Origin of the sequence: Cryobacterium sp. TMT1-3, assembly GCF_004402315.1 — a bacterium.
Lineage (GTDB): Bacteria > Actinomycetota > Actinomycetes > Actinomycetales > Microbacteriaceae > Cryobacterium > Cryobacterium luteum.
In genome coordinates this window covers 23,269-46,821 of the sequence record NZ_SOFW01000030.1, presented here as the reverse complement: position 1 = coordinate 46,821, position 23,553 = coordinate 23,269, and the positions used below count along the sequence as shown (strand labels likewise).

The window sequence follows — 23,553 nt, the reverse complement described above, 5'->3', positions numbered from 1 at the left end:
CGAGTCAGTCCTTGCTTGCGCGAGCGGTTCGGGAACGTCGGGCAGCCTCGTAGATCACCGCGGAGATGAGTTCGGCCACAAGCATTCCCGCAAATACCCAGACGATGTTTTGCGTGACGAGACCCAGCCCGGCGAGGGCAAAGGTGACGGCGGCGACGATAGCGCGCAGCCCGGTCAGCAGGCGAACCGCCCCCATTCGTCGCAGGGCAGCAAATGGGATTGTGGTGAGAATCGATGTGGCTCGCCAGGCGCAGGCAACGGCGAGCGGCAGGGCCGTGTCGCTGAGCGACCAGGCAGAACCGAAGATGAAACCGAAGGCGCCGGTGGCTTCGAGAATGCCGAGTGCAACGATTGCCCCCAGCAAGGCGAGCCCGGACACCCCGATATCGAGTCTGGAGTGCTCCTTCAGCAGCCGAAGTCGCAAAAAGTTGAGCGGAATGGCCAGCAACCCCGACACCGTTGAGAGGGCGGTGAAGATAATGGCCTGGGCCGGACCGATGAAGGCGAGAATCATCACGTTCAGCAGGGGGTAGATGACGCCGGTGATGGAGGTGTCTGCGACCACCCATCCCATCACTGCCGGGTCGGGGCGACTGGGCTGGTGGGACACCGGCAGCGACCGCACACAGGTGGCGAGCGCGATGCCAGCGACCAAGGGAATCATTCCCCAGGTCTGAGCGGTGAAGGCCACCAGTACTCCAGCGAGGGCCCCCGACCCGACGAGCACGGATGCCCAGACTTCGCGAGTATCCAGACGTTCAGCAACGGACACCCCACGACCTACCTCAAGCGAGGCCAGCAGAATGGGTAGGGCGACACACAGCGCGATGGCGTTGGTCGAGTTGAACCCCACCATGACGGCCGTCAAGACCGAAAGCGCGGCCAGCCAGAGGGGGAAGGTCACCCGTCGAGCCGTCGCTGCCGAACTCAACCGGGATTCAACGACTACCGCGAACGTGACTTGGCCAACGAACGTGGCGAGCATCACTGCGACAGCAATGGCACCCTGCTCAGCGAGGGTGAACTGACGAGCTGAAATCGCCACAGTAGCGGCGGGAATCACAGCCAACGACACACCGCCGAGCAGTGTGATCAGCGACATCGCTGCACCGCGCAAGCGCATTTGCGGGGGCAGAGCGAGACTCATCGATCGACCGCTGTCGACAGCGTGGTGCCGAAGCAGTGACCGGTGAGGCCCTCGAAACGACCCACAAATACCCACCAGCCATCCGCCGCTTGAAAAGAAGAGCGATTTCGCACACCGAAGAGCAGACCGCCAGCGAGGGCTGCGGCACGCCAATAGAGCGGGTACTTCCAGTTGGTGAGTAGGCGGCCGAAACCACGGGCATAGGTGCGCAGCTTGCGTCGGCGCTCGACGTTGGAGAGTCCGTGCGGGTCGGAAATGCCGCCGATTGACGTCTCTGCGGGCAACCACACAAACGAATCAGCCTGGCCAGACCTGATCAGGCGCAGCAGAAGATCGGTGGCCTCGCCGGACTGCCACGGTGTGGAGGCCCCGGTGCCGATCGACTCCGCGAACCCGCCAATCATTGTAAACACGCTGCGGCGAATGACGAGGCCCATTTCGATGACGGTCCAAACGTTCCAACGGTCAAGCGGAGTACCGGGGGCCGGCAGCTGAAATTTCGGGCCGTTTTCATCGGTGACGGTGAGTGCGCCTGCGCTAGCGGTGCTCGGCGTGGAACGAATGCCAGCGATGGTGCCGGGGGGAAACCAGGTCGTGTCATTGGGAAAGTGCAGGAGGTAGTCGACACCAGCCGGGAGCGCCTCGACACCCGCGTTTCGCCCTCGTGATGCGCCCATCGGTGACGTTGTGACGACAATCTCGCAGGTGAGGGCGGTGAACTCTCTGGCGAGTTTTCGAACTGCTTCGAGGTTGCGCTGCGCGACGATCACAACCACGTCCGTAGTCGTGAGCTGGCCTTCCAGCGAGCGAAGAAGTCGCCGCAATTCCGGCACTCGGCCGAGCGTGGTGATGACGAGGCCAATGTTCATAGTGCACTAAGTCTGTACGATTGGGGGCGCACCGCAGAACATAGACAGGACCCACACTCACATGCAGCAAACCTCGACGATCGAACTGACGATCCTCATGCCCTGTCTGAACGAAGCTGAGACGCTGGCGGTGTGCGTCAACAAGGCCCTCGGCTATCTCGAGCGCAGCGGTGTGGTCGGCGAAGTATTGATTGCTGACAACGGCAGCACCGATGGGTCGCAGCAAATCGCCGAGTCGCTCGGCGCCCGTGTGGTCGCCATCGCCGAGAAAGGTTACGGCAGTGCTCTCAACGGCGGCATCGAGCACGCCCGCGGTACCTATGTGATCATGGGCGACGCCGATGACAGCTACGATTTCAGCAGCCTCGACGGCTTTGTCGAGCGTCTGCGCGCCGGCGATGAACTCGTCATGGGCAATCGCTTTCGTGGCGGCATCGAGCCCGGCGCCATGCCCCCGCTACATAAATATCTTGGCAATCCGGTGCTTTCGTGGATCGGGCGCATGCTGTTTCGCTCGCCGATCAAGGACTTTCACTGCGGCCTGCGCGGATTCAACCGGCAGTCGATGCTCGACCTGCACCTGCAGACCACCGGCATGGAATTCGCCAGCGAAATGGTCGTCAAGTCGACCCTCGGCGGTTCGCGCGTCAGCGAAGTGCCCACCACACTCGCGAAAGACGGGCGCAGCCGGCCGCCGCACCTGCGCAGCTGGCGTGACGGCTGGCGCCACCTGCGTTTTCTGCTCATCTTCAGCCCGCGCTGGCTGTTTCTGATTCCTGGAACGGCCGCCTTTGTGTTGGGCTTCGTCGGAGTCATTCTGCTGAGCTTTGGTCCTGTTGTCGTCGGACCCGTGGGATTCACCTACTCGAGTCAGCTCTACCTGGCGGCGCTCACCGTGGTCGGCTATCAATCTGTGCTATTTGCCATTCTTACAAAGATCTATGCGCAGCAAGAGGGGTTCCGAATTCCGCGCAGCCGTAACTTCGACCGGCTGCAGAAACGCATCAGCCTGGAGAGTGGGGCCATTGTGGGCCTTCTGCTCTTTCTCATCGGCCTGGGCGTTGCTGTTGCACAGTTTGTCGGCTGGGCCGCGAACGACTTCGGCCCGCTTGAAGCCGGCGCCACTCTCCGCGCAGCAATTCCGGCTGCGCTGCTGATGATGCTTGGTTCGCAGACGATCATGGCGGGCATGTTCCTGGGTGTTCTGTCGGTTGGCGTGAAGCGCAACTAATGGCAATGCGCGTCTCCGTCGCGTTGTGCACCTACAACGGCGCCGCCTATCTCGAAGAGCAGCTGCTCAGCATTCGGGGGCAGTCACTGCCCGTAGCCGAGATCGTCGTGTCGGACGATGGGTCGACGGACGACACCCTGGCCGTGCTCGAGCGAGTGATCGCTGACTGGCGCGGCATCGACGTTGTGGTGCTGCGGAACCCCGCCGCGCTCGGGGTGACGGCAAACTTCGAGCAGGCGCTCGCGGCCTGCTCCGGTGACCTCATCGCGCTCTGCGATCAGGACGACATCTGGTGGCCTGAGCGAGTGGAACGGATGGTGGCCGAGTTCACCCGACGGCCCGAGCTGCAGATGGTGCACGCCGACGCACGGCTGGTCGACGCCGCGGGGGATCCCCTCGGGTTCACCCTGCTGCAAACATTGGGCGTGTCCGATGCCGATCGCGCCGCCGTGCACGCCGGGCACGCCATCGACGCGTACCTGCGCCGCAACGTCGTGACGGGCGCAACGATGATGGTGCGCCGCGAGCTGGTTGAGCGATCACGACCGTTCCCAGCTGCATGGGTGCACGACGAGTGGATTGCCATGGTCGCTGCCTTGACCGGCCTGGTCGACCTGCTCGAGGAGCCACTCACCGACTATCGCCAGCACGGCGGCAACCAGATCGGTGTGACCAGCCTCGACGCCTCCGGCAAACTTGGCCGGCTTCGGGCGCCGCGCACGGCGCGGAACGCGCGGCTGTTGGCGCGAGCCGAAGCGTTGCAGCAACGGGCGGCGGGGTTCGAGCCGGCTGCATCCGCTGCGGTCTTGGCGTTGATCGATGGGAAGCTCGCGCACGAGCGTCGCCGCAGTGGACTGCCGGCGGCACGGCCGTCGCGGGTGGCGCCGATCATGCGCGGCTGGCGTGCGGGGGACTACTCCCGGTTCGGGCTGGGGCTGCAGGACGTGCTGCGCGATCTGGTGCAGCCGGTCTGATCTGTTGCCTTGTGGGCGGGCGTCAACTGATGTTCCATGGCTGTGGCTGAAAGAGGGTGGCACGGTGAAATATACGAGAATACTGCTGGCCGGGGCGCTGAGCGCGGCCGCGTTGCTGCTAACGGGGTGCGTGCCAACGACCGCGCCGCCGGACGCGACTGAGAGCGCCGAGCCGGTTCCGGTTCCGACCATCACGGTCACGCCGGATCCGTCGGCGCGAACGGCCGACAGCCCGCTGGAACCGATTGATGCCTACGCGCTCTGCAAGGCGCAGACCATTGGGTTCTACGTGGGGGATCCCGGGCTCGTGACCTTCGCTGACTTTGCCAGCTCGATGGTCGTGCTGCGCGACGACGGCAAGCATTTCGTGTACGTCGAGGCGAGCGATGGCAACCGTGAGCCCGCCCTGGTCGATGTCGGAGCGAGCAACTGCATCGTCGGCGGCGTCATGGGTGCGCCCGAGTGGACCCTGTTCGGCAGCATGGTGCGGGTGAGAGAAGCCGAGCTCGAGGGCATGGTCAACATGCCCGGCGAGACGGGCTGACGGCATCCGCTGCTGAGGGGAGAAAACGTGAACGGCTGCGTTTCACTGCGGCTCAGCTTCGTCCGGGGGCTCGTAGCCGCAGGCCGACGGCTTTGGCTGCCGCCTGCTGGCGAGCATCGTATGTGATGAACTCGTTCGCTTCTGCCTGGAGTGCCGCGGCGATGTGAAGGGCGTCCAGGCTCCGCAAGCTGGCACCCGTGAGGAGCCCGGCCTCGCGGAAGACGCTCCGGTCCATGTGCAGCATGGCCAGTCATGGGCCAAGGGGTCTGGCGCGCCCCAGCTGGCGCCGCTCCTCCACAGATTCCAGTTCGATTTATTATCCACGGGTATTGAGGATAATTCGGCGTTCGTGCGATTTGCTGGGAGAATTGAGGTATGAACAACCTCGCTGATGAGCTTCGCCGGGCGGCCGATCGGGTCGCTTCTCTGGGCGATTGCAGCGCGGCATTCGACGCACTGCCCGAGGCTGACGTGTTGGCCGGTCAGCACTCGTTGGCCGAGGCTCGGCGCCTGCTCGATGTGTTCGCGGCGTGGATGGCCGGCACCGTCGCCCGCCGCTCGCGGCCGGAGTTGGGCCGGGAGGGTTTGGCGGCACGGCAGGGGTTCGCCACTCCGGAGGCGATGATTCAGCACGTGAATGGTTCCTCGCGGGGTGAGGCCGTCAAGCTGGTCGCCTCGGGGGTTTTGATGGGCGAAACGGATGCTGCAGAAAAGCTGGCGGCGGACCAAGCGGAGAAACGAGCAGCGGATTTGCTCTTGAACCCTCCGAACGATCTTGATTTCTCCGAAGCGGAATCTGAGATCGTGGAGGTGCCGTGGCAGGCGCCGATCGTGCACGCCGTCGCTGACGGAAGCCTCACGGTCGACCAGGCCGACGCCCTGCGACGCGGCCTCGGCGAGATCGACCAGGCCGTGTCGGCCCAAATTCTTCGGGACGCCCTCACCGAACTGGTGCCGGAGGTTACTGGGCTCAACGTGGAGCTGGTGTACCGCCGGGCTCGCCGTCTACGGGACCAGCTCGACGAAGCCGGTATCCGGGCGCGGGAGAAGCAGGCCCGCGATGACACCCGGTTCAAGGTGTTCCGCCGCCAGGACGGCATGGTCGTGCTCAGCGGATTGCTCGCACCGGAGCAGGGCGAGCACTGGATCAGCGCGTACGAGTGCCTCACCAGCCCGCGCCTGCGCGGCGGCGTGCGGTTCGTCGACCCGGATCAGGAAGCCTGGGCCGACCGGGTGCGCAATGACCCGCGCACCGTGGATCAGATCGCCGCCGACTGCTTCACCGCGCTGCTCAAGACCGGCACGGATGCCGACCCCACCAAAATGTACGGTGGACGCCAGCCGGCCGTGCGCATCGTCGTCACCCAGGCCGATCTTCAGCGGGCCGGACTGGCCGTGCCCCGTGGCGTGACAGTGACCGTGACTGGTGCAGACGCCCACAGCCGGACGTCGGAGGCCTCAAACCACACGGGAAGTGCGGCACCGGGCAACGCTCGACCGGGCTCGGGAGCCGCCGCCGCGACACCGGGGGCCGGATCGCCAGCTCCAACCGAACCATTGAAACTGACTCGGCCGGCATGTGTTCCTGCACAATCACCACAACGCGTTGGGCACGGCTTTCTCGAGGGAAACCCGGCCCCGATTTCACTCGAAACGGTGCAGAAGTACCTCTGTGACACCGGCCAGTTGCGGCTGCTGGTAGACGAGGCGGGGCATCCGCTGAAATTGGGCCGCACCGTGCGTACCTTTAGCGAGGCGCAACGCGTGGCTATGGGCGTGCGCGACGGCGGATGCATGTTTCCGGGGTGCGACCTGCCGCCTTCCCGAACGGAGGCGCACCACGCCGACCAGTGGGTGCGTGACACGGGCGAGACCGATATTGATCGCGGACTGTTGTTCTGCGGCCCCTGCCACCGCCGACTTCACCAGGAAGGTTGGCGAGTGATTGGCGAGTCTGGCGCGTTCTGGCTGCAACCGCCCGCGACCATTGACCCGACGCAGACGCTGATTCCGCTCGCCAGCAAGAGCCCGCTCATGCTCGAACTCCAACGGGTGCAGGATGCCGAAGCCAGCTGACGCACGGTCGCACAGGTTGCCAGCGTTGGTCGTATGGCGGTCTCGGCGAGCTCGACCAGCGGGATTGTTGCGGCCCGCGGACCGCCAGCGTTGGTCGTATGGCGGTTGCGGTGGCCTCGACCAGCGGGATGGGGAGCTCGAGACCGGCCGGAGGCGTGCCGTGGGCACACGCTACGGGGCGTCGGGGTGCGGCTTGTGCGGCAGGGCGCTGCGCCAGCTGAGGCCCTGCGCGGCCTTGACCGAGCAGATCACCAGCAGCAGCCAGCCGAACTCGAACAAAATGGTGCTTTCCGCCGCGCTCGTCACGAGCAGGGTGACCAGAATGAGCGGCACCCAGACGTAGACCAGCGAGCGCTTGTTCGAGGCGAGCAGCCAGGAGCGCACGAAGGCCAGCAGTACGAGGGCGAGAAACGCGAGAATGCCGATCAGTCCCACCTGAAAATACACGTCGAGGTAGGCGTTGAGGCCGGTGGCGTGCAGGCGTCCGGTGGTGAATTCCAGCCAGCCGTAGGGAGTCACGTCCTGCGGCCAGAATCCGGCCCAGCCCCAGCCCTCGAGCGGATGCAGTTCCACCAGCCGCCACATTTCGCTCCACAGCGAGTAGCGCGCTTCGAACTCGCTGCCGGCGTTCAGGGTGCCGATGATAGCCGTGCGACCGAGCCAGGCCGCGCCGGCGGCGACGAGAGCCGCACTCAGGAGGCCGAGCTGCAGCATCCACCTGCCTTCGACGGGCGTGCTGCGCAACCGATAGAGGGCCAGCGCGGCGACGACCACGCAGAGTGCGACGACCACGATGACCGGGGAGCGGGTGAGCACGAGGCAGACGCCGGCCAGCCACATGGATCCGATGCCGAGGTTGCGCGGAATGGATCTCGCCCGCAACTCCACGTAGAAGGTGACGGCGGCGATGAGGGCGATGAGTCCGAAGACGTTGCGGGAGCCGAACACGCCCTGGATGGGGCCGAGCCGGTCGATATCGCCGACCACGCCGAGAAACGCGATGGGCAAATCGAGCAGCAGCCCCGAGAGCACCTCGAGCACGATCGAGAGGCCGAGCAGCACCCGCAGCACGTCGCCGATGGCGCGTACCACCTGGAACGTGTCGCGCACCAGGGCCACATAGATGGCAAGAAACCCGACGGTGATCTGGTAACTGACGCCGATGACGGTCTCGGTGACATAACCGCTCCACACACCGGAGAGCGCGCACCAGGCCACGAATACGATGATCGAGATGGGCAGCAGGCCGTGCCATTCCACAATGGGGCGGCGGGCCAGCAGCGAGAATACGGCGAGCACGACGAGGCCGCCGAGAATGCCGATGAGGCCGGGCCAGCCCATGACGCTGCGCAGCAGGTGAGTGCTGAACGCGGTGGCCAGAATGGTGAGCGTGAGCGCGGCCGCGAATTTCGGCGACGCGAGCACGCGGCGCAGGGCGTCGTGCAGGGTGGGCATCCTCTAAGTTACCGCGCGCAATCTACGGCATCGGTCGGGGCGCGTGTTGCTGACGTTTCGTGACGACGGCGAGCACGATGAGAATCACCCAGCCGCTTTCGATCAGCAGGCGACTTTCGGCCACGCTCTGCGCGATCAGGGCAGCGAGCAGCAGCAGCGGCAGCAGCGCCGAGACGGCGAACGGTTCGGTGTCGTGAATGCCGACGCGGGGGCGGTCCACGGCGAGAAACCAGGCCCGCCACAGGGTGGAGAAGACCAGGGCGGCGAACAGGATGACGCCGACGATACCGAGCTGCAGCCACACGTCGAGCCAGGCATTATGAGCCTGCAGGTAGGTGACGCCCTTGCGCACGGCAAGGTCGTTGAACGGTTCCACCCACGGCACCCAATAGCTCACCCAGCCCCAGCCGAACAGGGGGCGTTCGAGGGCGAGCTGGGTGACGCTGGCCCAAATGTCGAAGCGGCCGGTGAGGTCGTCGCTGCGGCCGAGCAGCCCGAACAGCTGCGAGGAGAACAGCGCAAGGGCTGCTGCCACCGCCAGAACGGATGCCGCCGCCACGACATATAGCGGCCGCCGGTGCTGATCGTGCACGGTGCGCGCCCAGAGCGCGAAGAGCAGGGCCGCGACGACCGCGACGAGCGACACGGTGACCGTGGCGGATCGGGTGAGCAGCAGCATCCCCACGGCGAGGGCAAGCCAGATGAGGCCGGCATTGCGCTTGACGGTGTGGGCCCTGAGCTGCACGACGAAGACGATGATGGCGGTGAGCGCGATGAAGCCGAGCAGGTTGCGGTTGGCGACGATGCCCTCGATCGGGCCGCCCGTGAGCAGCAGGCCGCGGCTCCAGTAGAAGGCGCTCGGCACGTTGTCGGTGCCGTAGTCAACGAAGAACGGCAGCACCGGTGCCTGCACGACGACCGCCACGAACAGCTCGAACCCGAGGCTGAGCGCGAGCACCCAGCGCAGGGCGCCGCCCAGGGTGCGCAGCAGCTCCGGCCAGGTGAGGGTGACGGCTAAGAAGAGCGCGGCGAGGGTGGTGATCAGCTGCAGGGTGATTCCCAGAGCGGATGCCCCCGGGTAATACGACCACGCGATCGACAGGGTGGCCAGCAGCAGGAACGCGGTGATGGTCTTGGGAAATTTGCGCCAGTTCAGCGGCGGGGCGAGGGCGGCCTGATAGGTGTGGCCGCGGGCGATATCACGAGCTGTGGGGGTGTCGTCGAACGGTGTGCTGTTGGGGGTGGGGACTGCAGCGGCGGCGTTGGCCCGGTTGCGGGCGTTGGTGCGTTGGGTGCTCAGGCCGATGATGCTGCCGACGACTACGATCACGGCGATGGCGCCGAAGCCCCACCAGCCGCCGAGGTTGCGCCAGAACTGGCCGGCCAGAACGGTGAACCAGACGAAGGTCGCGAAGAGTCGAATGACGAGGCGGCTCTGCACGGTGGGCATGGGTTCAGATTACCGTTCCTGGTGCGCCGGGTTTCGCGAGATTGGGGTGCATGCGCTTCGCCGTTTCACCCGAGAGCGGGTGACGTGTTGCCTCGGGTGGCTGAAGCAACGTTTCGCCCGGTCTCGCGAGACGTTCAGTCGGCGTGGCCTTCGGCCAGGTAGGCGAGGCGGCGCAGGGTCTCCGTGTTGCGGTAGCCGATGGCCAGATCGCTCAGCGGGGTGGGGACGAGGCGCGCTGGGCCGGCGACGACGTCTTCGGTGATGCGCACGAGGCATCCGCTGTCGCGATCTTGAACGTCGATCGTCACGTGCGCCTCGCCGATCGGCCAGCCGCGGGCCTTCAGCATGGCGTGGCGGGGCGCCTGCCATTCGAGCACGGAGGTGGAATCGTCGAGCAGGGCCGGCCAGACGCCGACCGAGTGGTGGAGGCGGCTGCCGACGGCGGGCCAGTTCGCGTCGACGTCGCGCATGCGGCTCGCGCCCACGACCCAGGTGGGGTAGAGCCATCCGTTTTCGAGCACCGCGAAGACCTGCTCGGCGGTGCAGCTGAATTTTCGATAGTTCACGGCCATGGGGGCTCCTTGGTGTTCGTGCGAAAGGGTTAGGAGGACAGGTCGGGGGGCGTCGTGATGTTGTATTCGTGGGCCAGGGCGCTGAGGGCGGCGCGGTAGCCGCACATTCCGTGCACGCCGGGGCCGGGTGAGGTCGACGAGGAGCAGAGGTAGACGCCGTCGAGGGGGGTGCGCCACGGGTCGCCCGAGGGCACCGGGCGGCGAACGAGCTGCGCCATGCTGATGGCTCCGGCCGCGATGTCGCCGCCCACGTGGTTGGGATTGTGATTCTGCATCTGCGCGGCGGTCTGGCCGGCCGAGGCGAGAATAATGTCGCGAAAGCCCGGCGCGAAGCGTTCGATCTGCCGGGTGATCTGCTCGGTCTGGTCACGGGTGGAGCCGGCCGGCACGTGCGTGTAGGTCCAGAGGGTGTGCTTTGTGGCCGGAGCGCGGGTTGCATCGAGAATGCTCGGCTGCGCGGCGAGCACATAGGGGGAATCGGCGTGGCGGCCGCGGGCGACGGCGTTCTCGGCGCGGGCCTGGTCGGCGCGGGTGCCTCCCACGTGCAGGGTCGGCGCTCGCCGCAGGTCGTCTGCGGTCCATGGCACCGGTCCGTTCAGTGCGAAGTCCACCTTGGCGACCGCGTTGCCGTAGCGGAACCGTTTCATGGCTTTGAGGTAGCGGGCTGGCAGGGCGCCGTCGGCCAGGTCGATGAGGGCGCGCGGCGTCACGTCGAGCAGCACGACGCGTGCCGGCGGCAGCTCTCTGAGGTTGGTGATCTCGGCATCCGTTACGATTTCACCGCCGTGCGCGAGCAGGTCGTCGGCGAGGGCCTGCACGATGGCGCCGCTTCCGCCGGTGGGTAGGGGCCAGCCGCCGGCGTGCGCGTGCGCGGCGAGGGTGAGGCCGGCACCGGCGGTGGACGGGCTCGGCAGCCGGCCGATGGAGTGGGCGAAGGTGCCGGTGAGTAGCGCCGGAGCGGTGTCGCCGGTGAAGCGCCAGTTCCAGGCCGGGCCGCCCTGCTCGAGGGTGCGCAGCCCGAAGCTGGCCAGGGTGAGCGGATGCCGCGGCACGCGCAGCAGCGCATCCCCGGTGAGTTCGGCGATGGCGTTGATGTTCCGCACGAGCGGCCCCAGCAACCGCAGCCAGGCGGCGCCGTCGTGGCCGAGCCCGGCCGCGGTGCGTTCGAGGTCGTGCCAGGCCACGCCGGCGCGGCCGCCGGGCAGCGGATGCCCGTAGGAGATCTCGGGCACTTTCAGCTCGATGCGATCTTTGAGGCCGAACCGTTGGAAGAATTCGGAGGCGAGCGCGAGCGGATGCACGGCGGATCCCACGTCGTGGTGAAATCCCGGCAGGGTGAGTTCGGCGGTCGCCGCCCCACCGCCGATCTGCCCGTTGCGCTCGTACACACGCACCCTGAGGCCGGCACGGGCGAGGGTGACGGCGGCGGCGAGGCCGTTCGGGCCGGATCCGACGACGATCGCGTCGAGCCCCTGATCGGTCGTCACTCCCGGCCGCTCTCGTGTGCTCTCATTCCGACACCGTAGCCCGGGGCGGCGCGGTCGCACAGTCCGCGGGGTGGTTTCGGGCGCGGGCCGGCGGTATTGCGCGGGGGCGGGCATCCGTTTGTGTACGTTGTGCCGGTAAATGTGCGACACGCCGTGCTAAACGGATACCCCGCCCGGCGTGTCGCAAAATCTACCGGCATAACGCGCAGCCGGGCCCGGTGCAGCCGGCGGCGCGGTGCAGACGGCCGCCGGGGCCCATACGCGGCTCAGACGAAAGCGGCCTGGCCGGTGATCGTGCGGCCCACGATGAGGGTGTTCATCTCCTGGGTGCCCTCGTAGGAGTAGATGGCCTCGGCGTCGGCGAAATGCCGGGCCACGTTGTATTCGAGGGTTACACCGTTGCCGCCGAACAGCTCGCGGCACCAGGCCACGCTCTCCCTCATGCGGCTGGTCGTGTAGGCCTTGGTCAGCGCGGAATGCTCGTCGCGCTGCACGCCCTCGTCGTGCAGCTGCGACACCCGCACGACCATGCCGAGGCTCGCGGTGATATTGCCGAGGCTCTTCACTAGCAGATCCTGCACCAGCTGATGCCCGCCGATGGCTTTGCCGAACTGCTCGCGCTGCTTCGAATAGGCCACGGCCGCGTCGTAGGCGCCGATGGCGTTGCCGACGGCCGCCCACGACACCTCGGCGCGCGTGGCCCGCAGCACCTTGGCGGTGTCCTTGAAGGAGTTGGCGTTCTGCAGCCGCAGACTCTCGGGAACGACCACGTCGGTCAGGGTGATATCGGCGTTCTGCACCGCGCGCAGGCTGATCTTGCCCTCGATTTTGGTGGCCGAGTAGCCGGCGGTGTCGGTGGGCACGATGAAGCCCTTAACCTGGTTGTCGGCGGTGTCCTTGGCCCAGATGATCGTCACGTCGCTGAAGGTGGCGTTGCCGATCCAGCGCTTGGCGCCGTTCAGGGTCCAGCTGTCGCCGCTGCGGGTGGCCGTGGTGCGCAGGCCCTGCGCCGCGTCGGAGCCACTGAGCGGCTCGGTCAGCCCGAACGCTCCCACAATCTCGCCCGAGGCGAGCCGCGGAATCCACTCGGCGCGCTGCTTCGCCGAGCCACAGGCCGCGAGCGACCCGGCCGCCAACCCGTTCTGCACGCCGACGAAGGTGGAAACGGATGCGTCCACTCGCGCCAGTTCCAGCGCCACGAACCCGCGGAACACGGCCGAATTTTCGAATGGCCTGGTCTCGTCCCAGCCGAACGAATACAGGCCCAGCTCGGCGAGCGGCTTGATGATCTGGGTGGGAAATTCGGCGCGGTCCCAGCATCCGTTTGCAATGGGCCGTACCTCAGCTTCGAGGTAAGCACGGAGCTTCACGATGGCCGCCCGCTCGGGCGCGGTGAGAAGGTTTTCGTAGCCGAAGAAGTCGCTGCCGAGTAGCTCAAAGGTCATGGATGCTCCGTTGCAGGTAGGGCGGGGGATGGCGGCCAGCTTAGGGTCGTCAGCTGAACCCTCGAAGTCGGTTGGTAGTTTGGTCTAAACACTTTGAGAAGGAGCCGAAAATGTTTGTGGGCATCGCCAACACGCCGCGTAATTACGCCTGGGGGTCCACGCATGCCATTGCCGACCTGCTCGGACGCACTTCGTCGGGCGGGCCAGAAGCCGAACTGTGGCTGGGTGCCCACGCCGGGTCGCCGTCGGTGATCGAAGATCCGGCGCTGGTGGGCGGGTTTTCCAACCTCGCCGAATGGATCGCGGCGGCGCCGGAGGCTGCGCTCGGCGTCGACTGGGCGTCGCGCGAAGCGGATGCCGGCGGCCCGGCCGCTGGTCGCAAAACGGTGGCCCCGCGCTTGCCGTTCCTGCTGAAGATTCTGGCTGCCGGACGCCCACTGTCGCTGCAGGCACACCCGACGACCGAGCAGGCCCGCGCCGGATTCGAACTCGAAAACGAAGCCGGCATCCCCGTCGACGCCGGCAACCGCAACTACCGAGACCCGTTCCACAAACCCGAGCTGATCTTTGCTTTGAGTGACACCTTCGAAGCGCTCTGCGGCTTTCGCCCGCTCGCCGAGGTGCGCGGCATCATCGCCGAGCTGCGGCTGCTCGACCTCGCGACCGAGCAACCGCAGGCCGCCGTGCTCGATCTGCTCGACAACCACCTGGCCCGCGGGCTGTCCGACACCGTGGACTGGCTGCTGCGCGACGGTCGAGGCGGCGACTCCGGCGAGGTGGAATGGCTGGTGGAACGGGTCGTGGCGCTCGCCGACCACGCCGCGTTTCTGGCGGAGGGGGGAGCCTCCATCGGCTATGCCCGTGAGCTGGCGACGGTGCGTGCCCTGGCCGCCGAGTATCCGGGCGACCCGGGAATCGTGCTCGCCCTGCTGCTGAACCGCATCTCGCTGAAGCGCGGCGAGGCGAAGTATCTGCCGGCCGGCAACATCCACGCCTATCTGTCGGGGCTCGGCGTTGAGCTCATGGCCGCTTCCGACAACGTGGTGCGCGGGGGACTCACTCCCAAGCACGTCGACATCGACGAATTGCTCGCCGTGCTCGACTTCACCCCGCAGCACGAACCGTACCTCGTGCCGGTCGTGCTCGCCCCCGGGGTGTCGGTGTATCAGCCCGGAGTGACCGAGTTCGAGCTCGTGCACATCGAAGCGGATGCTGACGCGGCGTCTGCGACGCCCGTTCCGATGCGACAGATCACCCTCACCGGCCCGGCCATCGCCATCTGCACGGCCGGCGGGTTTCTCGTGGCCGGCGCCGGGTCGTCGCGGCCGTTGAAGCGAGGTCAGGCCGTCTACGTCACGCCCGACGAGGGCACGCTGACCTTTGCCGGCACCGGAGAGGTGTTTCTGGCAATGCCCGGCGCGTAGCTGCCTCCCAGATTCCCATCAGGCTCCTCGCCTAGCCTCCAGCCGGGGACGGACGCCGGAGGGCATCCGCAAGCGATGGGAACCGAGAAACGATGCCGCGTACCAGGCAGGCCCGAAAGTGGGTCACCGAACAGCTGATGCGGCCACGAGCGCTGCAGGTGGCCAAGATCTGTATCGCCGTGGCCATCGCCTGGTCGCTCGCTCCGCTGATGCCGGGCACCGCCAAGGAGTTTCCGTACTACGCACCGTTGGGCGCGCTGCTGAGCATGCACCCCACGCTTATGCGCTCGGTTCGCAGCGCGGCCCAGACGCTGGCCGGTGTGGTCATCGGCGTCGGTCTGGCCGGCATCGTTCTGCTTGTGAGTGAGCCCAACGTGTGGACCCTCTCGTTCGTCGTCGGCCTGGGCACCCTGATCGGGGGAATGAGGTGGATGGGCGTGGGCGGCGAATACGTGCCCATCACGGCCCTCTTCGTGCTGATCATCGGCGGGCCCGATGCCGACGGCTATTCGATTGGTTACGCGACCCAGCTGTGTCTGGGCATCGTTGTCGGCCTGGCCGTCAATTTGCTGATTCTGCCGCCCCTGGCCATCGGCCCGGCGCGCAAACGCCTGACCTCATTTCGGAGAACCCTGGCGGCGCACCTCACCGAGATCGGCAATGCCCTGACGGCGAGTTGGCCGCCGGGCAGCGACGACTGGGCCTCGCAGGGGACCACGCTCAACGCGGCGGCCCGGCAGGTGCGTACGGCCGTGCAGACCGCCGACGAGAGCCGCAAGGGAAACCCTCGAGCGTGGTTCCACCGGGCGAACCTCGACACCGACTATGACGCGCTGGTGGCGCTCGAAAACGTGACGTTTCACATTCGTAACCTCACCGAGGTTCTGGCCGGCATGGTCTGGGGCAAGCCGATCCCGCTCGACCTGCCGCCAAAATTACGGCCGGTGCTCAGCGAGGCCCTGCACGCGGTGGCGGCGGCCGTCACAGCTGAGGCCGACAGGCAGCTCCTGGATCGTGCCGACGCAGCTGTCGAGGCGATCCTGAGCGCGATGCAGCACGAGATCGGCGCGGGGGCTGCGACCTTGAGCCCCACCGCCGCCATCGTGATCGACCTGAAACGCATTCTGGTGGCCCTCGGCCCGAAAGCTGACCGCGAGGAGGCAGTGGCATCCGCGAGCGCGCCGCTCGGCTGAGGCCGACCGTTTCGCCGGTCGGTCGCCGGTCGGTCGCCGGTCGCTCGCTGCCCCGCGCAGCGTGCGCGCAGCCGAGCGGATGCCCCGGCTAGCCGGCCTGGCGCGGACCGAAGGCCCGACGGTAGGCGGTGGGCGTGGTCTGCAGCACCTGCAGGAAGTGGTGGCGCATCACCGCGGCCGCGCCGAAGCCGGTGTCCGCGGCGATCTCCTCGAGGCTACGCGAGGACTCCTCGAGCAATTCCTGCGCGCGCAGCAGGCGCTGCCGGTTGAGCCAGCGGGTGGGAGTGGTGCCGAGTTCGGCGCGAAACCGGCGGGCGAAGGTGCGCGGTGACATGAGCGACTTGCGGGCGAGCAGGTCTACCGGGAGGTCCTGGTCGAGGTGACGCAGCATCCACTCGGTGACAGCGGCGAAGGACTCGTCCTGGCAGTCGACGACCGGTGCCTCGATGTACTGCGACTGGCCGCCGTCGCGCTGCGGGGGCACGACCATGCGGCGGGCGATGACGTTGGCGGCGGTCACGCCGAGTTCGGTGCGCACGATGTGCAGCGCGGCGTCGATGCCGGCGGCGGTTCCGGCCCCGGTGACGACGTGGTCGTCGTCGACGAACAAAACGTCGGGGTCGACGGTCGTGTTCGGGAACGAGCGAGCGAGGGCGTCGGTGTACATCCAGTGGGTGGTGCTGCGGCGTCCGTCGAGGATTCCGGCGTGGGCGAGCACGAACGCGCCGCTGCAGACGCTGAGCACCCAGGCGCCGCGGGCTTCGGCGTCGCGCACGACCTGCAGCACCCGCGGGTCGATGGGCGCGCCGGATTCGTAGCCGGGAATGGCGATGAGGTCGGCGTCGGCGGCGGCGGACAGGTTGTCGTGCACGACGATGTCGAAGCCGATCTTGGTGCGGATCGGGCCGGGTTCGGCGGCGACGACGTGAAAGTCGAACGCCGGCCCGCCCTGGGCACTGCGGTCGATGCCGAACACCTCGCAGATGACGCCGAACTCGAACGGCGCCAGACCCGGGAGGGTGACGCAGACGATTTTGCGAAGCATGGGCATCCGTTCTGCAGACGATGGCAGGAATGTGTCGAACACTGTCGATTCTGCCACTCGCGGCAGAAAAGCACAATACATAGAGTTTCTGCCATGACCTTTCTCATTCTCTTCCTCACCGTTCTTGCCGTGGCCGGTCTGGTCGCGACGATTCGCTCCGCCCGGAGCGACGGCTACCGCCGCCAGCCCACCCGGATCACCTCCGACTACGACGCACTGATTCGCTGGCGCTAGCCTGTAGCGGTGGCGCAGAACGCGCCGCGCGAACGAGCGGGGCATATGGCGTGGTTGGTTACCGGCGGAGCGGGCTACATCGGCTCCCATGTGGTGCGGGCATTTCAGGCCGAGGGCCTCGACGTGGTCGTGCTCGATGACCTGTCGAGCGGCCACGAATCGTTCGTGCCGGCCAATGTTCCCTTCGTGCGCGGCAGTGTGCTCGATGGCGGCCTGCTGGTGCACACGTTCCACGAACACGCGGTGCACGGCGTCGTGCACGTGGCCGGGTTCAAGTACGCCGGCGTCTCGATGCAGCGCCCGCTGCACACCTACGAACAGAACGTGACCGCCACGGCCACCCTGCTCGCGGCCATGAATACGGCCGAGATCGACCGCATCGTGTTCTCGTCGAGCGCCGCCGTCTACGGCACCCCGCGCACCGACCTCGTCACCGAAGAGACCGCGAAGAACCCGGAGTCGCCCTACGGCGAATCCAAACTGATCGGCGAGTGGCTGCTGCGCGACCAGGCCGTTGCGACCGGCCTGCGCCACACGTCGCTGCGCTACTTCAACGTCGTCGGTTCCGGCGACCTCGCCCTGAGCGACACCAGCCCGCACAACCTGTTTCCGCTGGTCTTCGCCGCCCTGCTCGATGGGCGCACGCCGCGCATCAACGGCGACGACTACGCCACCCCCGACGGAACCTGTGTGCGTGACTACATTCACGTGGCCGACCTGGCGCTCTCGCACGTTGCGGCGGCCCGCCGCCTCTCTGACGGCCAGCCGATCGAACCGGTCTATAACCTCGGCAGCGGCGACGGCGTCTCGGTCGGCGAGATCATGGCCACCGTGCGCCGGATCACCGGAATCGACTTCACCCCCGAGATCGCGCCGCGCCGCGCCGGCGACCCGGATCGCATCGTGGCGTCGGGCGCGCTCGCGGCCCGGGATCTGCGCTGGAGTATGCGCCACACCCTCGAGCAGATGGTGCAGAGCGCCTGGGATTCGTCGCGCGCCGCCGCGCACTGACGGCGCGACACGCCGGCACCGACCACCATCGTGCTACGTTCGCAATGTTGCCACGCACGCCGCCTACCCCCCGAATGCCCGATTTTGGCGCCGTCGGCGCGTCGCAACCCTCCAGCCCGTATTGAGGGTTTACGATCCGCGACTTGACGTTATTGAATTACACCGGTGTAATTAGGTACAGCACTATTCGGTGCGGAACGAGCGCTGGGAGACGATATGGCTATACCCGACTATCGTTCCGGAGTGCCAGAGGACTGGTTCGTTGACCCCGTCACCCTCGGTGTTCCGGGAGTACGACAAGATCTCGGCGACGAAAACGTTCTCGCCTGGCAGGCCGACTCGCTCTGCGCGCAGACCGACCCCGAGGCGTTCTTCCCCGAAAAGGGTGGCTCAACCCGCGACGCCAAGAAAATCTGCTCCGGCTGCGAGGTGCGCAACCAGTGCCTTGAATACGCGCTCGGCAACGACGAGCGGTTCGGCATCTGGGGTGGCCTATCCGAGCGCGAGCGGCGCAAACTGCGTAAGCGCGCCTGACCCAGACCTCGGGTGTGAGCGGATGCCGCGGCTTTCGCTTGCCGCTGCGCCCGCGCTCGGGCCCGCTGGTGCTGAGCCTCCGCTGAGCGGGTGACGGTGACCGCGGCTGCGCCCGGGGTTGCCTCGGGAGAGGCGCCGCGGCATCCGCTTATTGCCGGGTCAATATTGGGGGCGCGCCCTCTCGGTTCAGGGCCCCCGGCCGATACCGACCTAGGCTGGTGCTGTTATGCAACCGAGAGTCACCGCCATCCTTGTCGCCCGAAACGGCGCGAAACACCTTGAGCGAACTCTCAAGGCGTTGTCGCTGCAGACCCGTAAACCCGACATTGTCATCACCGTTGATTGCGGCTCGAGCGATGCGACCGCCGCGATGCTCGCCGCATTCGGGCCGACGCAGTTCATCGCCGCCGACGCCGACTTGAACTTCGGGCAGGCGATCGCCGCCGCCGTGCGCGTGACCACCCCGCCCACGCACGACCGCGAGCTGCTCTGGCTGCTCGCCCAGGACAGCGCACCGGAACCGAACGCCCTCGAGGCCCTCGTTGACGCGCTTGAGATCGCCCCCTCGGTGGCCGTCGCAGGGCCGAAGGTGATGGAGTGGATCGCCGGCGAATACATTCACAACTTCGGTGAATCGATGACGCCGACCGGCGCCACCGTCACCCTCGTGGAGAGTGAACTCGACCAGGGCCAGCACGACGGCCTGAGCGACGTGCTCGCCGTCAGCGCCGGCGGCATGCTCGTGCGCCATACCGTCTGGGAGCAGCTCGGCGGGTTCGACCCGGCCCTGCCGGTCGTTGACGACTCGCTCGACTTCTGCGTGCGCGTGCGCCTGGCCGGCTACCGCGTATCGGTGGTTCCGGCCGCCCGCGTCGCCTCGGCCGGTGACGGCGTCGCCGGACCGAACCAGTCGTCCCGGGGCCGCCTGCGTCGCCGCCGGGTGCGGGCCGAACGTTCGGCGCAACTGCACCGCCGCCTGGTCTACGCACCGGCCGGCGCCCTGATCTTTCACTGGCTGTCGCTGCTGCCGCTCGCCTTCGTGCGCTCGATCGGCCAGCTGCTGCGCAAGGAACCCGGTGCCATCGTCGGCGAATTCTCGGCCGCGTTCGGCGCCGCCTTCAACGGCATGCGCGTCGGCAACGCGCGCCGCTCGTTCGCGAAGACCCGCACGCTCGGCTGGGATGCCATCTCCACGCTGCGGGTACCCTCGGCCGAAGTGCGCCGACGCCACTCCCTCAAGCGGGAGGCAAGCCTGTTCGGGCTGCACGGCGAACGCCCCGAAATTCGGTTCTTCTCCGGCGGCGGCGCCTGGACCATGCTCGCCGCGGCCGTCACGGGCATCATCATGATGGTGCCGCTGCTCGGCGCCGACACCCTCACCGGCGGCGGGCTTCTGCCGCTCTCGCCGAGCCTGCCCGAGCTGTGGGCGAGCGTCGGCTACGGCTGGCGCGACCTGGGGCTCGGCTTCGTCGGCGCGGCCGACCCGTTCGCCGCGGTGCTCGTCGTGCTCGGCGGGGTCGCGTTCTGGTCGCCGTCGTTCGCGCTCGTGCTGGTCTACGCCCTCGCCTTCCCGCTCGCCGCCGTCGGCGCCTGGATGGCCGCGACGCGCCTGACCGACCGCGGCAGCCTGCGCGCCCTGGCCGCTGCACTCTGGGTGCTCGCCCCGACCTTTCTGATCGCCCTCGCCGACGGTCGCCCGGCCGCCATTCTGGTGCACCTGCTGCTGCCGTGGCTGTTCTTCGCCTGGTTCGCCGCCGCGCGCACCTGGTCGGCGTCGGCATCCGCTGCCCTGCTGTTCGCAGCGGTCGTCGCCTGCGCGCCGTCGCTCGCCCCCGCCCTGCTCGTGGTCTGGGGGCTCAGCGTTTTTGTGGCCGGCCGCCGGGTGATGCGCTTCATCGGTATCCCGCTGCCGGCGCTCGCCCTCGCGCTGCCGCTCATTGCCGATCAGGGTCTGCGCGGCAGCTGGCTGAACCTCGTCGCCGACCCGGGCCTGCCCGTGCCGAGCGCCCACGCACCCACCCTGCAGCTGCTGCTCGGACTGCCCGGCACCGATGGCTGGGCCGGGGTGCTCGACCGGTTCGGCGTCGTCGGCCTCGACCCGCAGCTGTTCGTACCCATTCTGCTCGCACCGCTCGCCGTGCTCGCCCTGCTGGCGCTGCTGCTGCCAGGCGCTCGGCTGGCCAGCGGCGCCTGGCTGGTCGCGTTGCTCGGCTTTGGCACCGCCCTCGCCGCCAACCAGCTCGTGCTCGCCGCGATCGGCGCCGAACCGGTGCGCGTCTGGACCGGGTCAGGCCTCAGCCTGTACTGGCTCGGCCTGGTCGGCGCCCTGGTGATCGGCCTGCGCTCCCTGCACCGCTTCGCGTCGACGCCCGGCGTGGTCGCCGCGCTCACCTTGGCCGTGGTCGTGCTGCCGCTCGTCGCCTCGCTGCACCTCGGCACTGCCGCCGTGCGGGAGGGCACCGGGCAGACCCAGCCGGCTTTCGTCGCCGCCGAAGCCGAGATCGACCCTCGGGTCGGTACGCTGCAACTCGTTCCGCAGGCCGACGGTGGCCTGCTGGCCACGGTCGAGCGCGGCGTCGGCGCCACCCTGAACCAGCAATCCACGCTGGACAGCACCGACCAGACGCTCAGCGCCCGGGAGAAAGCACTCGCGGAACTCGCCGGCAACCTGGCGTCACGCAGCGGGCTCGAGACCAGCGCGGAGCTGGCCGAGTTCGGCATCCGCTTTATCGTGCTGCAGCCGGCCGGCGACAGCGTCGACGCTGCCGAAACGGCCCTGCGCACCGAAACCGCCCTCGACGGCAATGCCGCGCTGGCCCCGGTCGGCGACACCGAGTTCGGTCGACTGTGGCAGTTCGGCGAAACGGATGCTGCCGCCTCGACCCCCCTGCCGGCTCGCGCCGGCGGCGTCTTCGGTCTCGTGACCCTGCTGATCGCCCTCGCCGTGGTGGGCAGCGCCGTGTTGCTGTCGCTGCCGATCGGCGCCGGACGCGAAGCCGTGCGCCAGGCCAACCGCGACGCGATTCGCCGGGCGGCCCGCGCCGACGCGAAGCAGAAGACGAAACGTGCGCGGCGAAGCAAGGTGATCTCCGACCTCGATGCCGACCTGGACGTGCCGCTCGGTACCGACCTGGAAGCCGACCTCGCCATCGACCGGGAGACCGGTGTCGGAACCGGGCTGCAGTCGAACGACGGGTTCGCCGACGACGCGGCCGTCGATGATGCGCTTGCCCAGGCTGTGGAGGACGACAATGCCCGATAGAAGTCAACTCGCCCGCATCGGCGGCCGGGCCGGTCGCGGTGTGCTCGGCCTCGTCGGCATCGCCGTCGTCGTCGCCACGCTCGGCGCAGCCACCCTGGTGACGCTGCCGACCCTGGAACGCGAACCGCAGGCGAGCGAGATCGAGCCGCTGCCGAGCGAACAGCAGCGGGTCTGCCCCGGGCCGGTGCTGACCCTGGCCGAGGATTCGACCCAGGCGCAGGCGGCGTCCAGCGTCGGGGCGGCATCCGCTGTGTACGGCGCGGTCTCGGCTTCAGATTTTGCGCAGATTCGGCCGCAGGTGACCGAGATCAGCGCGGTCGACGATTCGAACAGTCGGCAGCCGCCGTTGCTGCTGACCGTGCCCGTGCAGGACGGCGCTGCGTTGCCGCCGCTTGTGGCCGGCAGCCAGTCGCAGGTCGCCGCGACCGACACCATCGGCGGACTCGCCGTCGCCGCCTGCGCCGAAGCGGTCAGCGACAGCTGGATCGTGGGCGGCTCGACCGACATCGGTCGCACGAGCCTGCTGCTGCTGAGCAACCCCACCACCGTGCTCGCCACCGTGAACGTGACGGTCGCCGGCGAGAGCGGACTCGTCGACGCGCCGGGCGCCACCGGAATCCTGGTGCAGCCGGGGGAGCAGCGGGTCATCTCGCTCGCCGGACTCGCCCCGAACGTGAAGTCGCCGGTGCTGCACGTGGAGTCCCGCGGCGGGCAGGTGGCGGCGTCGCTCGAGCAGAGCAGCATCCGCGGTATCGAACCCGGCGGAGTCGAGATCATCGGCACGACGGCGACCCCCGGCACCAACCAGATCATCGCCGGGGTGCGCGTCATGGCGGCCGTCTCGGAGGAGACCGTGACGACGGGTGAGGGCTTCAACGCCGACACCCCGTCGATTCGGGTGTTCGTGCCGGGTGCGGTCGCGGCGACCGTGCAGATCGGCGTGACGAGCGCCGATGGAACCGCCGAGGGTACCTCGACCCAGGTGGAGGTGGAGCCCGGGATCGCCACGGAGATTCCGCTGGCGCCGCTGATCGTGGGCAGTTACTCGGTGCAGCTGCGCTCCGACGAGCCGATCGTGGCGGCCGCCCGCACAGCCGTCGACAGTGCCGGGGGCAAGGACTTTGCCTGGTTTTCGGCGTCGGCGCCGCTCGCAGGATCGTTTGCGGTCGCCGTGGCCGCCGGCCCGTCACCGACGCTGCACCTCGTCAACAGTGGGGCAGCGGATACCTCCCTCACCCTCACGCCCGCCGCGGAAACCCCTCTGGTTGTTGAGGTCGAGGCCGGGGCCAGCGCCACCGTGCCGCTGACCGGTGGAACGGTCTACGTCGTGAGCGGCGGATCGGAACTCTGGGCGCTCGTGGACTACTCCGGTGACGGGGTGCTCTCATCGTTCGCGCTGAACCCGCCCGGGCCGCTCGCCTCGGCGATCCGCGTCTACACGCACTAGCCCTCTTTAGGGACGGGGCCTGGGCCCCGTCCAGGGGCCCAGTTTATAACCTGGGCCGGGGGACGGGGCCCGGGCCCCGTCCGAGTGAGGGGGGCCCGCATCCACTTTTCGCGGTGGCCGGTTCTGCTTTCGGTTGCGCCGACAAGGTTCGAC

19 protein-coding genes are annotated in these 23,553 nt (G+C 67.9%); 11 read left to right on the top strand and 8 right to left on the bottom strand.

Translation table 11 applies throughout. The features are described 5' to 3' along the window. Positions 1–4 precede the first annotated feature (4 nt). Together E3O25_RS09245 and E3O25_RS09240 are read right to left on the bottom strand one after the other, a co-directional pair. A complete protein-coding gene (locus E3O25_RS09245) occupies positions 5–1,102 on the bottom strand; it encodes a hypothetical protein (RefSeq protein ID WP_134360999.1) in 1,098 nt (365 codons plus the stop codon). A 41-nt stretch (positions 1,103–1,143) separates the two neighbouring features. Next, positions 1,144–2,016, bottom strand: coding sequence for a glycosyltransferase family 2 protein (locus E3O25_RS09240; RefSeq protein WP_134360998.1), 873 nt, complete (start codon positions 2,014–2,016; stop codon positions 1,144–1,146). A 61-nt stretch (positions 2,017–2,077) separates the two neighbouring features. On the opposite strand from E3O25_RS09240, the gene E3O25_RS09235 reads away from it, so the two are divergent. The 4 genes from E3O25_RS09235 (at position 2,078) to E3O25_RS09215 (ending at position 6,841) form a co-directional block, all read left to right on the top strand. Further along, positions 2,078–3,247 (top strand): glycosyltransferase family 2 protein, encoded by a 1,170-nt coding sequence (locus E3O25_RS09235; protein ID WP_134360997.1) that lies wholly within the window; start codon positions 2,078–2,080, stop codon positions 3,245–3,247. Then, the gene (locus E3O25_RS09230) at positions 3,247–4,221 is read left to right on the top strand and encodes a glycosyltransferase family 2 protein (protein WP_134360996.1); all 975 of its coding nucleotides are present in this window, start codon (positions 3,247–3,249) and stop codon (positions 4,219–4,221) included. Before E3O25_RS09235 ends, E3O25_RS09230 begins: the two co-directional genes overlap by 1 nt. A 64-nt stretch (positions 4,222–4,285) precedes the next feature. Further along, positions 4,286–4,765 carry a hypothetical protein gene (locus E3O25_RS09225; RefSeq protein WP_134360995.1) on the top strand — a complete coding sequence of 160 codons (480 nt, stop codon included), beginning with the start codon at positions 4,286–4,288 and terminating at the stop codon, positions 4,763–4,765. Between the two features lie 375 nt (positions 4,766–5,140). Continuing rightward, positions 5,141–6,841, top strand: a complete 1,701-nt coding sequence (locus E3O25_RS09215) for an HNH endonuclease signature motif containing protein (protein ID WP_134360993.1) — start codon at positions 5,141–5,143, stop codon at positions 6,839–6,841. Positions 6,842–7,012: 171 nt separating this feature from the next. Here the strand turns inward: E3O25_RS09215 and E3O25_RS09210 are convergent, their stop codons facing one another. The 5 genes from E3O25_RS09210 to E3O25_RS09190 form a co-directional block, all read right to left on the bottom strand. Further along, positions 7,013–8,296: an O-antigen ligase family protein gene (locus E3O25_RS09210; RefSeq protein ID WP_134360992.1), complete on the bottom strand. Its 1,284-nt coding sequence runs from the start codon at positions 8,294–8,296 to the stop codon at positions 7,013–7,015. A 22-nt stretch (positions 8,297–8,318) separates the two neighbouring features. Beyond that, positions 8,319–9,746, bottom strand: coding sequence for an O-antigen ligase (locus E3O25_RS09205; RefSeq protein WP_092112061.1), 1,428 nt, complete (start codon positions 9,744–9,746; stop codon positions 8,319–8,321). Positions 9,747–9,880: 134 nt separating this feature from the next. Beyond that, on the bottom strand, positions 9,881–10,318 hold the full coding sequence (locus E3O25_RS09200; protein ID WP_092112059.1) for an SRPBCC family protein: 438 nt from the start codon (positions 10,316–10,318) through the stop codon (positions 9,881–9,883). Between the two features lie 29 nt (positions 10,319–10,347). Continuing rightward, complete coding sequence (locus E3O25_RS09195; protein WP_241988554.1) at positions 10,348–11,805, bottom strand: NAD(P)/FAD-dependent oxidoreductase; 1,458 nt, start codon at positions 11,803–11,805, stop codon at positions 10,348–10,350. A 266-nt stretch (positions 11,806–12,071) separates the two neighbouring features. Further along, entirely contained in the window at positions 12,072–13,250 is a 1,179-nt protein-coding gene (locus E3O25_RS09190) for an acyl-CoA dehydrogenase family protein (protein ID WP_092112056.1), read from the bottom strand. 110 nt (positions 13,251–13,360) lie between these two features. Here E3O25_RS09190 and manA point away from each other — a divergent pair, with 110 nt between their 5' ends. Next, a complete protein-coding gene (manA, locus tag E3O25_RS09185; protein WP_134360990.1) occupies positions 13,361–14,674 on the top strand; it encodes a mannose-6-phosphate isomerase, class I in 1,314 nt (437 codons plus the stop codon). 92 nt (positions 14,675–14,766) lie between these two features. Continuing rightward, a complete protein-coding gene (locus E3O25_RS09180; RefSeq protein ID WP_092112052.1) occupies positions 14,767–15,867 on the top strand; it encodes an aromatic acid exporter family protein in 1,101 nt (366 codons plus the stop codon). An 88-nt stretch (positions 15,868–15,955) separates the two neighbouring features. On the opposite strand, the gene E3O25_RS09175 is transcribed toward E3O25_RS09180, so the two are convergent. Continuing rightward, on the bottom strand, positions 15,956–16,912 hold the full coding sequence (locus E3O25_RS09175) for a GlxA family transcriptional regulator (protein WP_134360989.1): 957 nt from the start codon (positions 16,910–16,912) through the stop codon (positions 15,956–15,958). A 93-nt stretch (positions 16,913–17,005) separates the two neighbouring features. On the opposite strand from E3O25_RS09175, the gene E3O25_RS16945 reads away from it, so the two are divergent. The 5 genes from E3O25_RS16945 (at position 17,006) to E3O25_RS09155 (ending at position 23,400) form a co-directional block, all read left to right on the top strand. Further along, positions 17,006–17,146, top strand: coding sequence for a hypothetical protein (locus tag E3O25_RS16945; protein WP_166787643.1), 141 nt, complete (start codon positions 17,006–17,008; stop codon positions 17,144–17,146). Between the two features lie 45 nt (positions 17,147–17,191). Further along, positions 17,192–18,157: a UDP-glucose 4-epimerase GalE gene (galE, locus tag E3O25_RS09170; RefSeq protein WP_134361087.1), complete on the top strand. Its 966-nt coding sequence runs from the start codon at positions 17,192–17,194 to the stop codon at positions 18,155–18,157. Between the two features lie 216 nt (positions 18,158–18,373). Next, positions 18,374–18,691, top strand: coding sequence for a WhiB family transcriptional regulator (locus E3O25_RS09165; RefSeq protein ID WP_092112046.1), 318 nt, complete (start codon positions 18,374–18,376; stop codon positions 18,689–18,691). Positions 18,692–18,917: 226 nt separating this feature from the next. Then, positions 18,918–21,953 carry a glycosyltransferase family 2 protein gene (locus E3O25_RS09160; protein ID WP_134360988.1) on the top strand — a complete coding sequence of 1,012 codons (3,036 nt, stop codon included), beginning with the start codon at positions 18,918–18,920 and terminating at the stop codon, positions 21,951–21,953. After that, positions 21,943–23,400: a DUF5719 family protein gene (locus E3O25_RS09155; RefSeq protein WP_134360987.1), complete on the top strand. Its 1,458-nt coding sequence runs from the start codon at positions 21,943–21,945 to the stop codon at positions 23,398–23,400. The genes E3O25_RS09160 and E3O25_RS09155 overlap by 11 nt, the downstream gene beginning before the upstream one ends. The last annotated feature ends 153 nt before the right edge of the window (positions 23,401–23,553 follow it).

Excerpts from the sequence above, each read along its gene's own strand:
- E3O25_RS09175 (WP_134360989.1), bottom strand. The coding sequence starts at position 16,912 with ATGCTTCGCAAAATCGTCTGCGTCACCCTCCCGGGTCTGGCGCCGTTC.
- E3O25_RS09155 (WP_134360987.1), top strand. The coding sequence starts at position 21,943 with ATGCCCGATAGAAGTCAACTCGCCCGCATCGGCGGCCGGGCCGGTCGC.
- E3O25_RS09245 (WP_134360999.1), bottom strand. The coding sequence starts at position 1,102 with ATGTCGCTGATCACACTGCTCGGCGGTGTGTCGTTGGCTGTGATTCCC.
- E3O25_RS09165 (WP_092112046.1), top strand. The coding sequence starts at position 18,374 with ATGGCTATACCCGACTATCGTTCCGGAGTGCCAGAGGACTGGTTCGTT.
- E3O25_RS09235 (WP_134360997.1), top strand. The coding sequence starts at position 2,078 with ATGCAGCAAACCTCGACGATCGAACTGACGATCCTCATGCCCTGTCTG.
- E3O25_RS09230 (WP_134360996.1), top strand. The coding sequence starts at position 3,247 with ATGGCAATGCGCGTCTCCGTCGCGTTGTGCACCTACAACGGCGCCGCC.
- manA (WP_134360990.1), top strand. The coding sequence starts at position 13,361 with ATGTTTGTGGGCATCGCCAACACGCCGCGTAATTACGCCTGGGGGTCC.
- E3O25_RS09200 (WP_092112059.1), bottom strand. The coding sequence starts at position 10,318 with ATGGCCGTGAACTATCGAAAATTCAGCTGCACCGCCGAGCAGGTCTTC.
- galE (WP_134361087.1), top strand. The coding sequence starts at position 17,192 with ATGGCGTGGTTGGTTACCGGCGGAGCGGGCTACATCGGCTCCCATGTG.
- E3O25_RS09205 (WP_092112061.1), bottom strand. The coding sequence starts at position 9,746 with ATGCCCACCGTGCAGAGCCGCCTCGTCATTCGACTCTTCGCGACCTTC.
- E3O25_RS09180 (WP_092112052.1), top strand. The coding sequence starts at position 14,767 with ATGCCGCGTACCAGGCAGGCCCGAAAGTGGGTCACCGAACAGCTGATG.
- E3O25_RS09160 (WP_134360988.1), top strand. The coding sequence starts at position 18,918 with ATGCAACCGAGAGTCACCGCCATCCTTGTCGCCCGAAACGGCGCGAAA.
- E3O25_RS09240 (WP_134360998.1), bottom strand. The coding sequence starts at position 2,016 with ATGAACATTGGCCTCGTCATCACCACGCTCGGCCGAGTGCCGGAATTG.
- E3O25_RS09190 (WP_092112056.1), bottom strand. The coding sequence starts at position 13,250 with ATGACCTTTGAGCTACTCGGCAGCGACTTCTTCGGCTACGAAAACCTT.
- E3O25_RS09210 (WP_134360992.1), bottom strand. The coding sequence starts at position 8,296 with ATGCCCACCCTGCACGACGCCCTGCGCCGCGTGCTCGCGTCGCCGAAA.
- E3O25_RS09215 (WP_134360993.1), top strand. The coding sequence starts at position 5,141 with ATGAACAACCTCGCTGATGAGCTTCGCCGGGCGGCCGATCGGGTCGCT.
- E3O25_RS16945 (WP_166787643.1), top strand. The coding sequence starts at position 17,006 with ATGACCTTTCTCATTCTCTTCCTCACCGTTCTTGCCGTGGCCGGTCTG.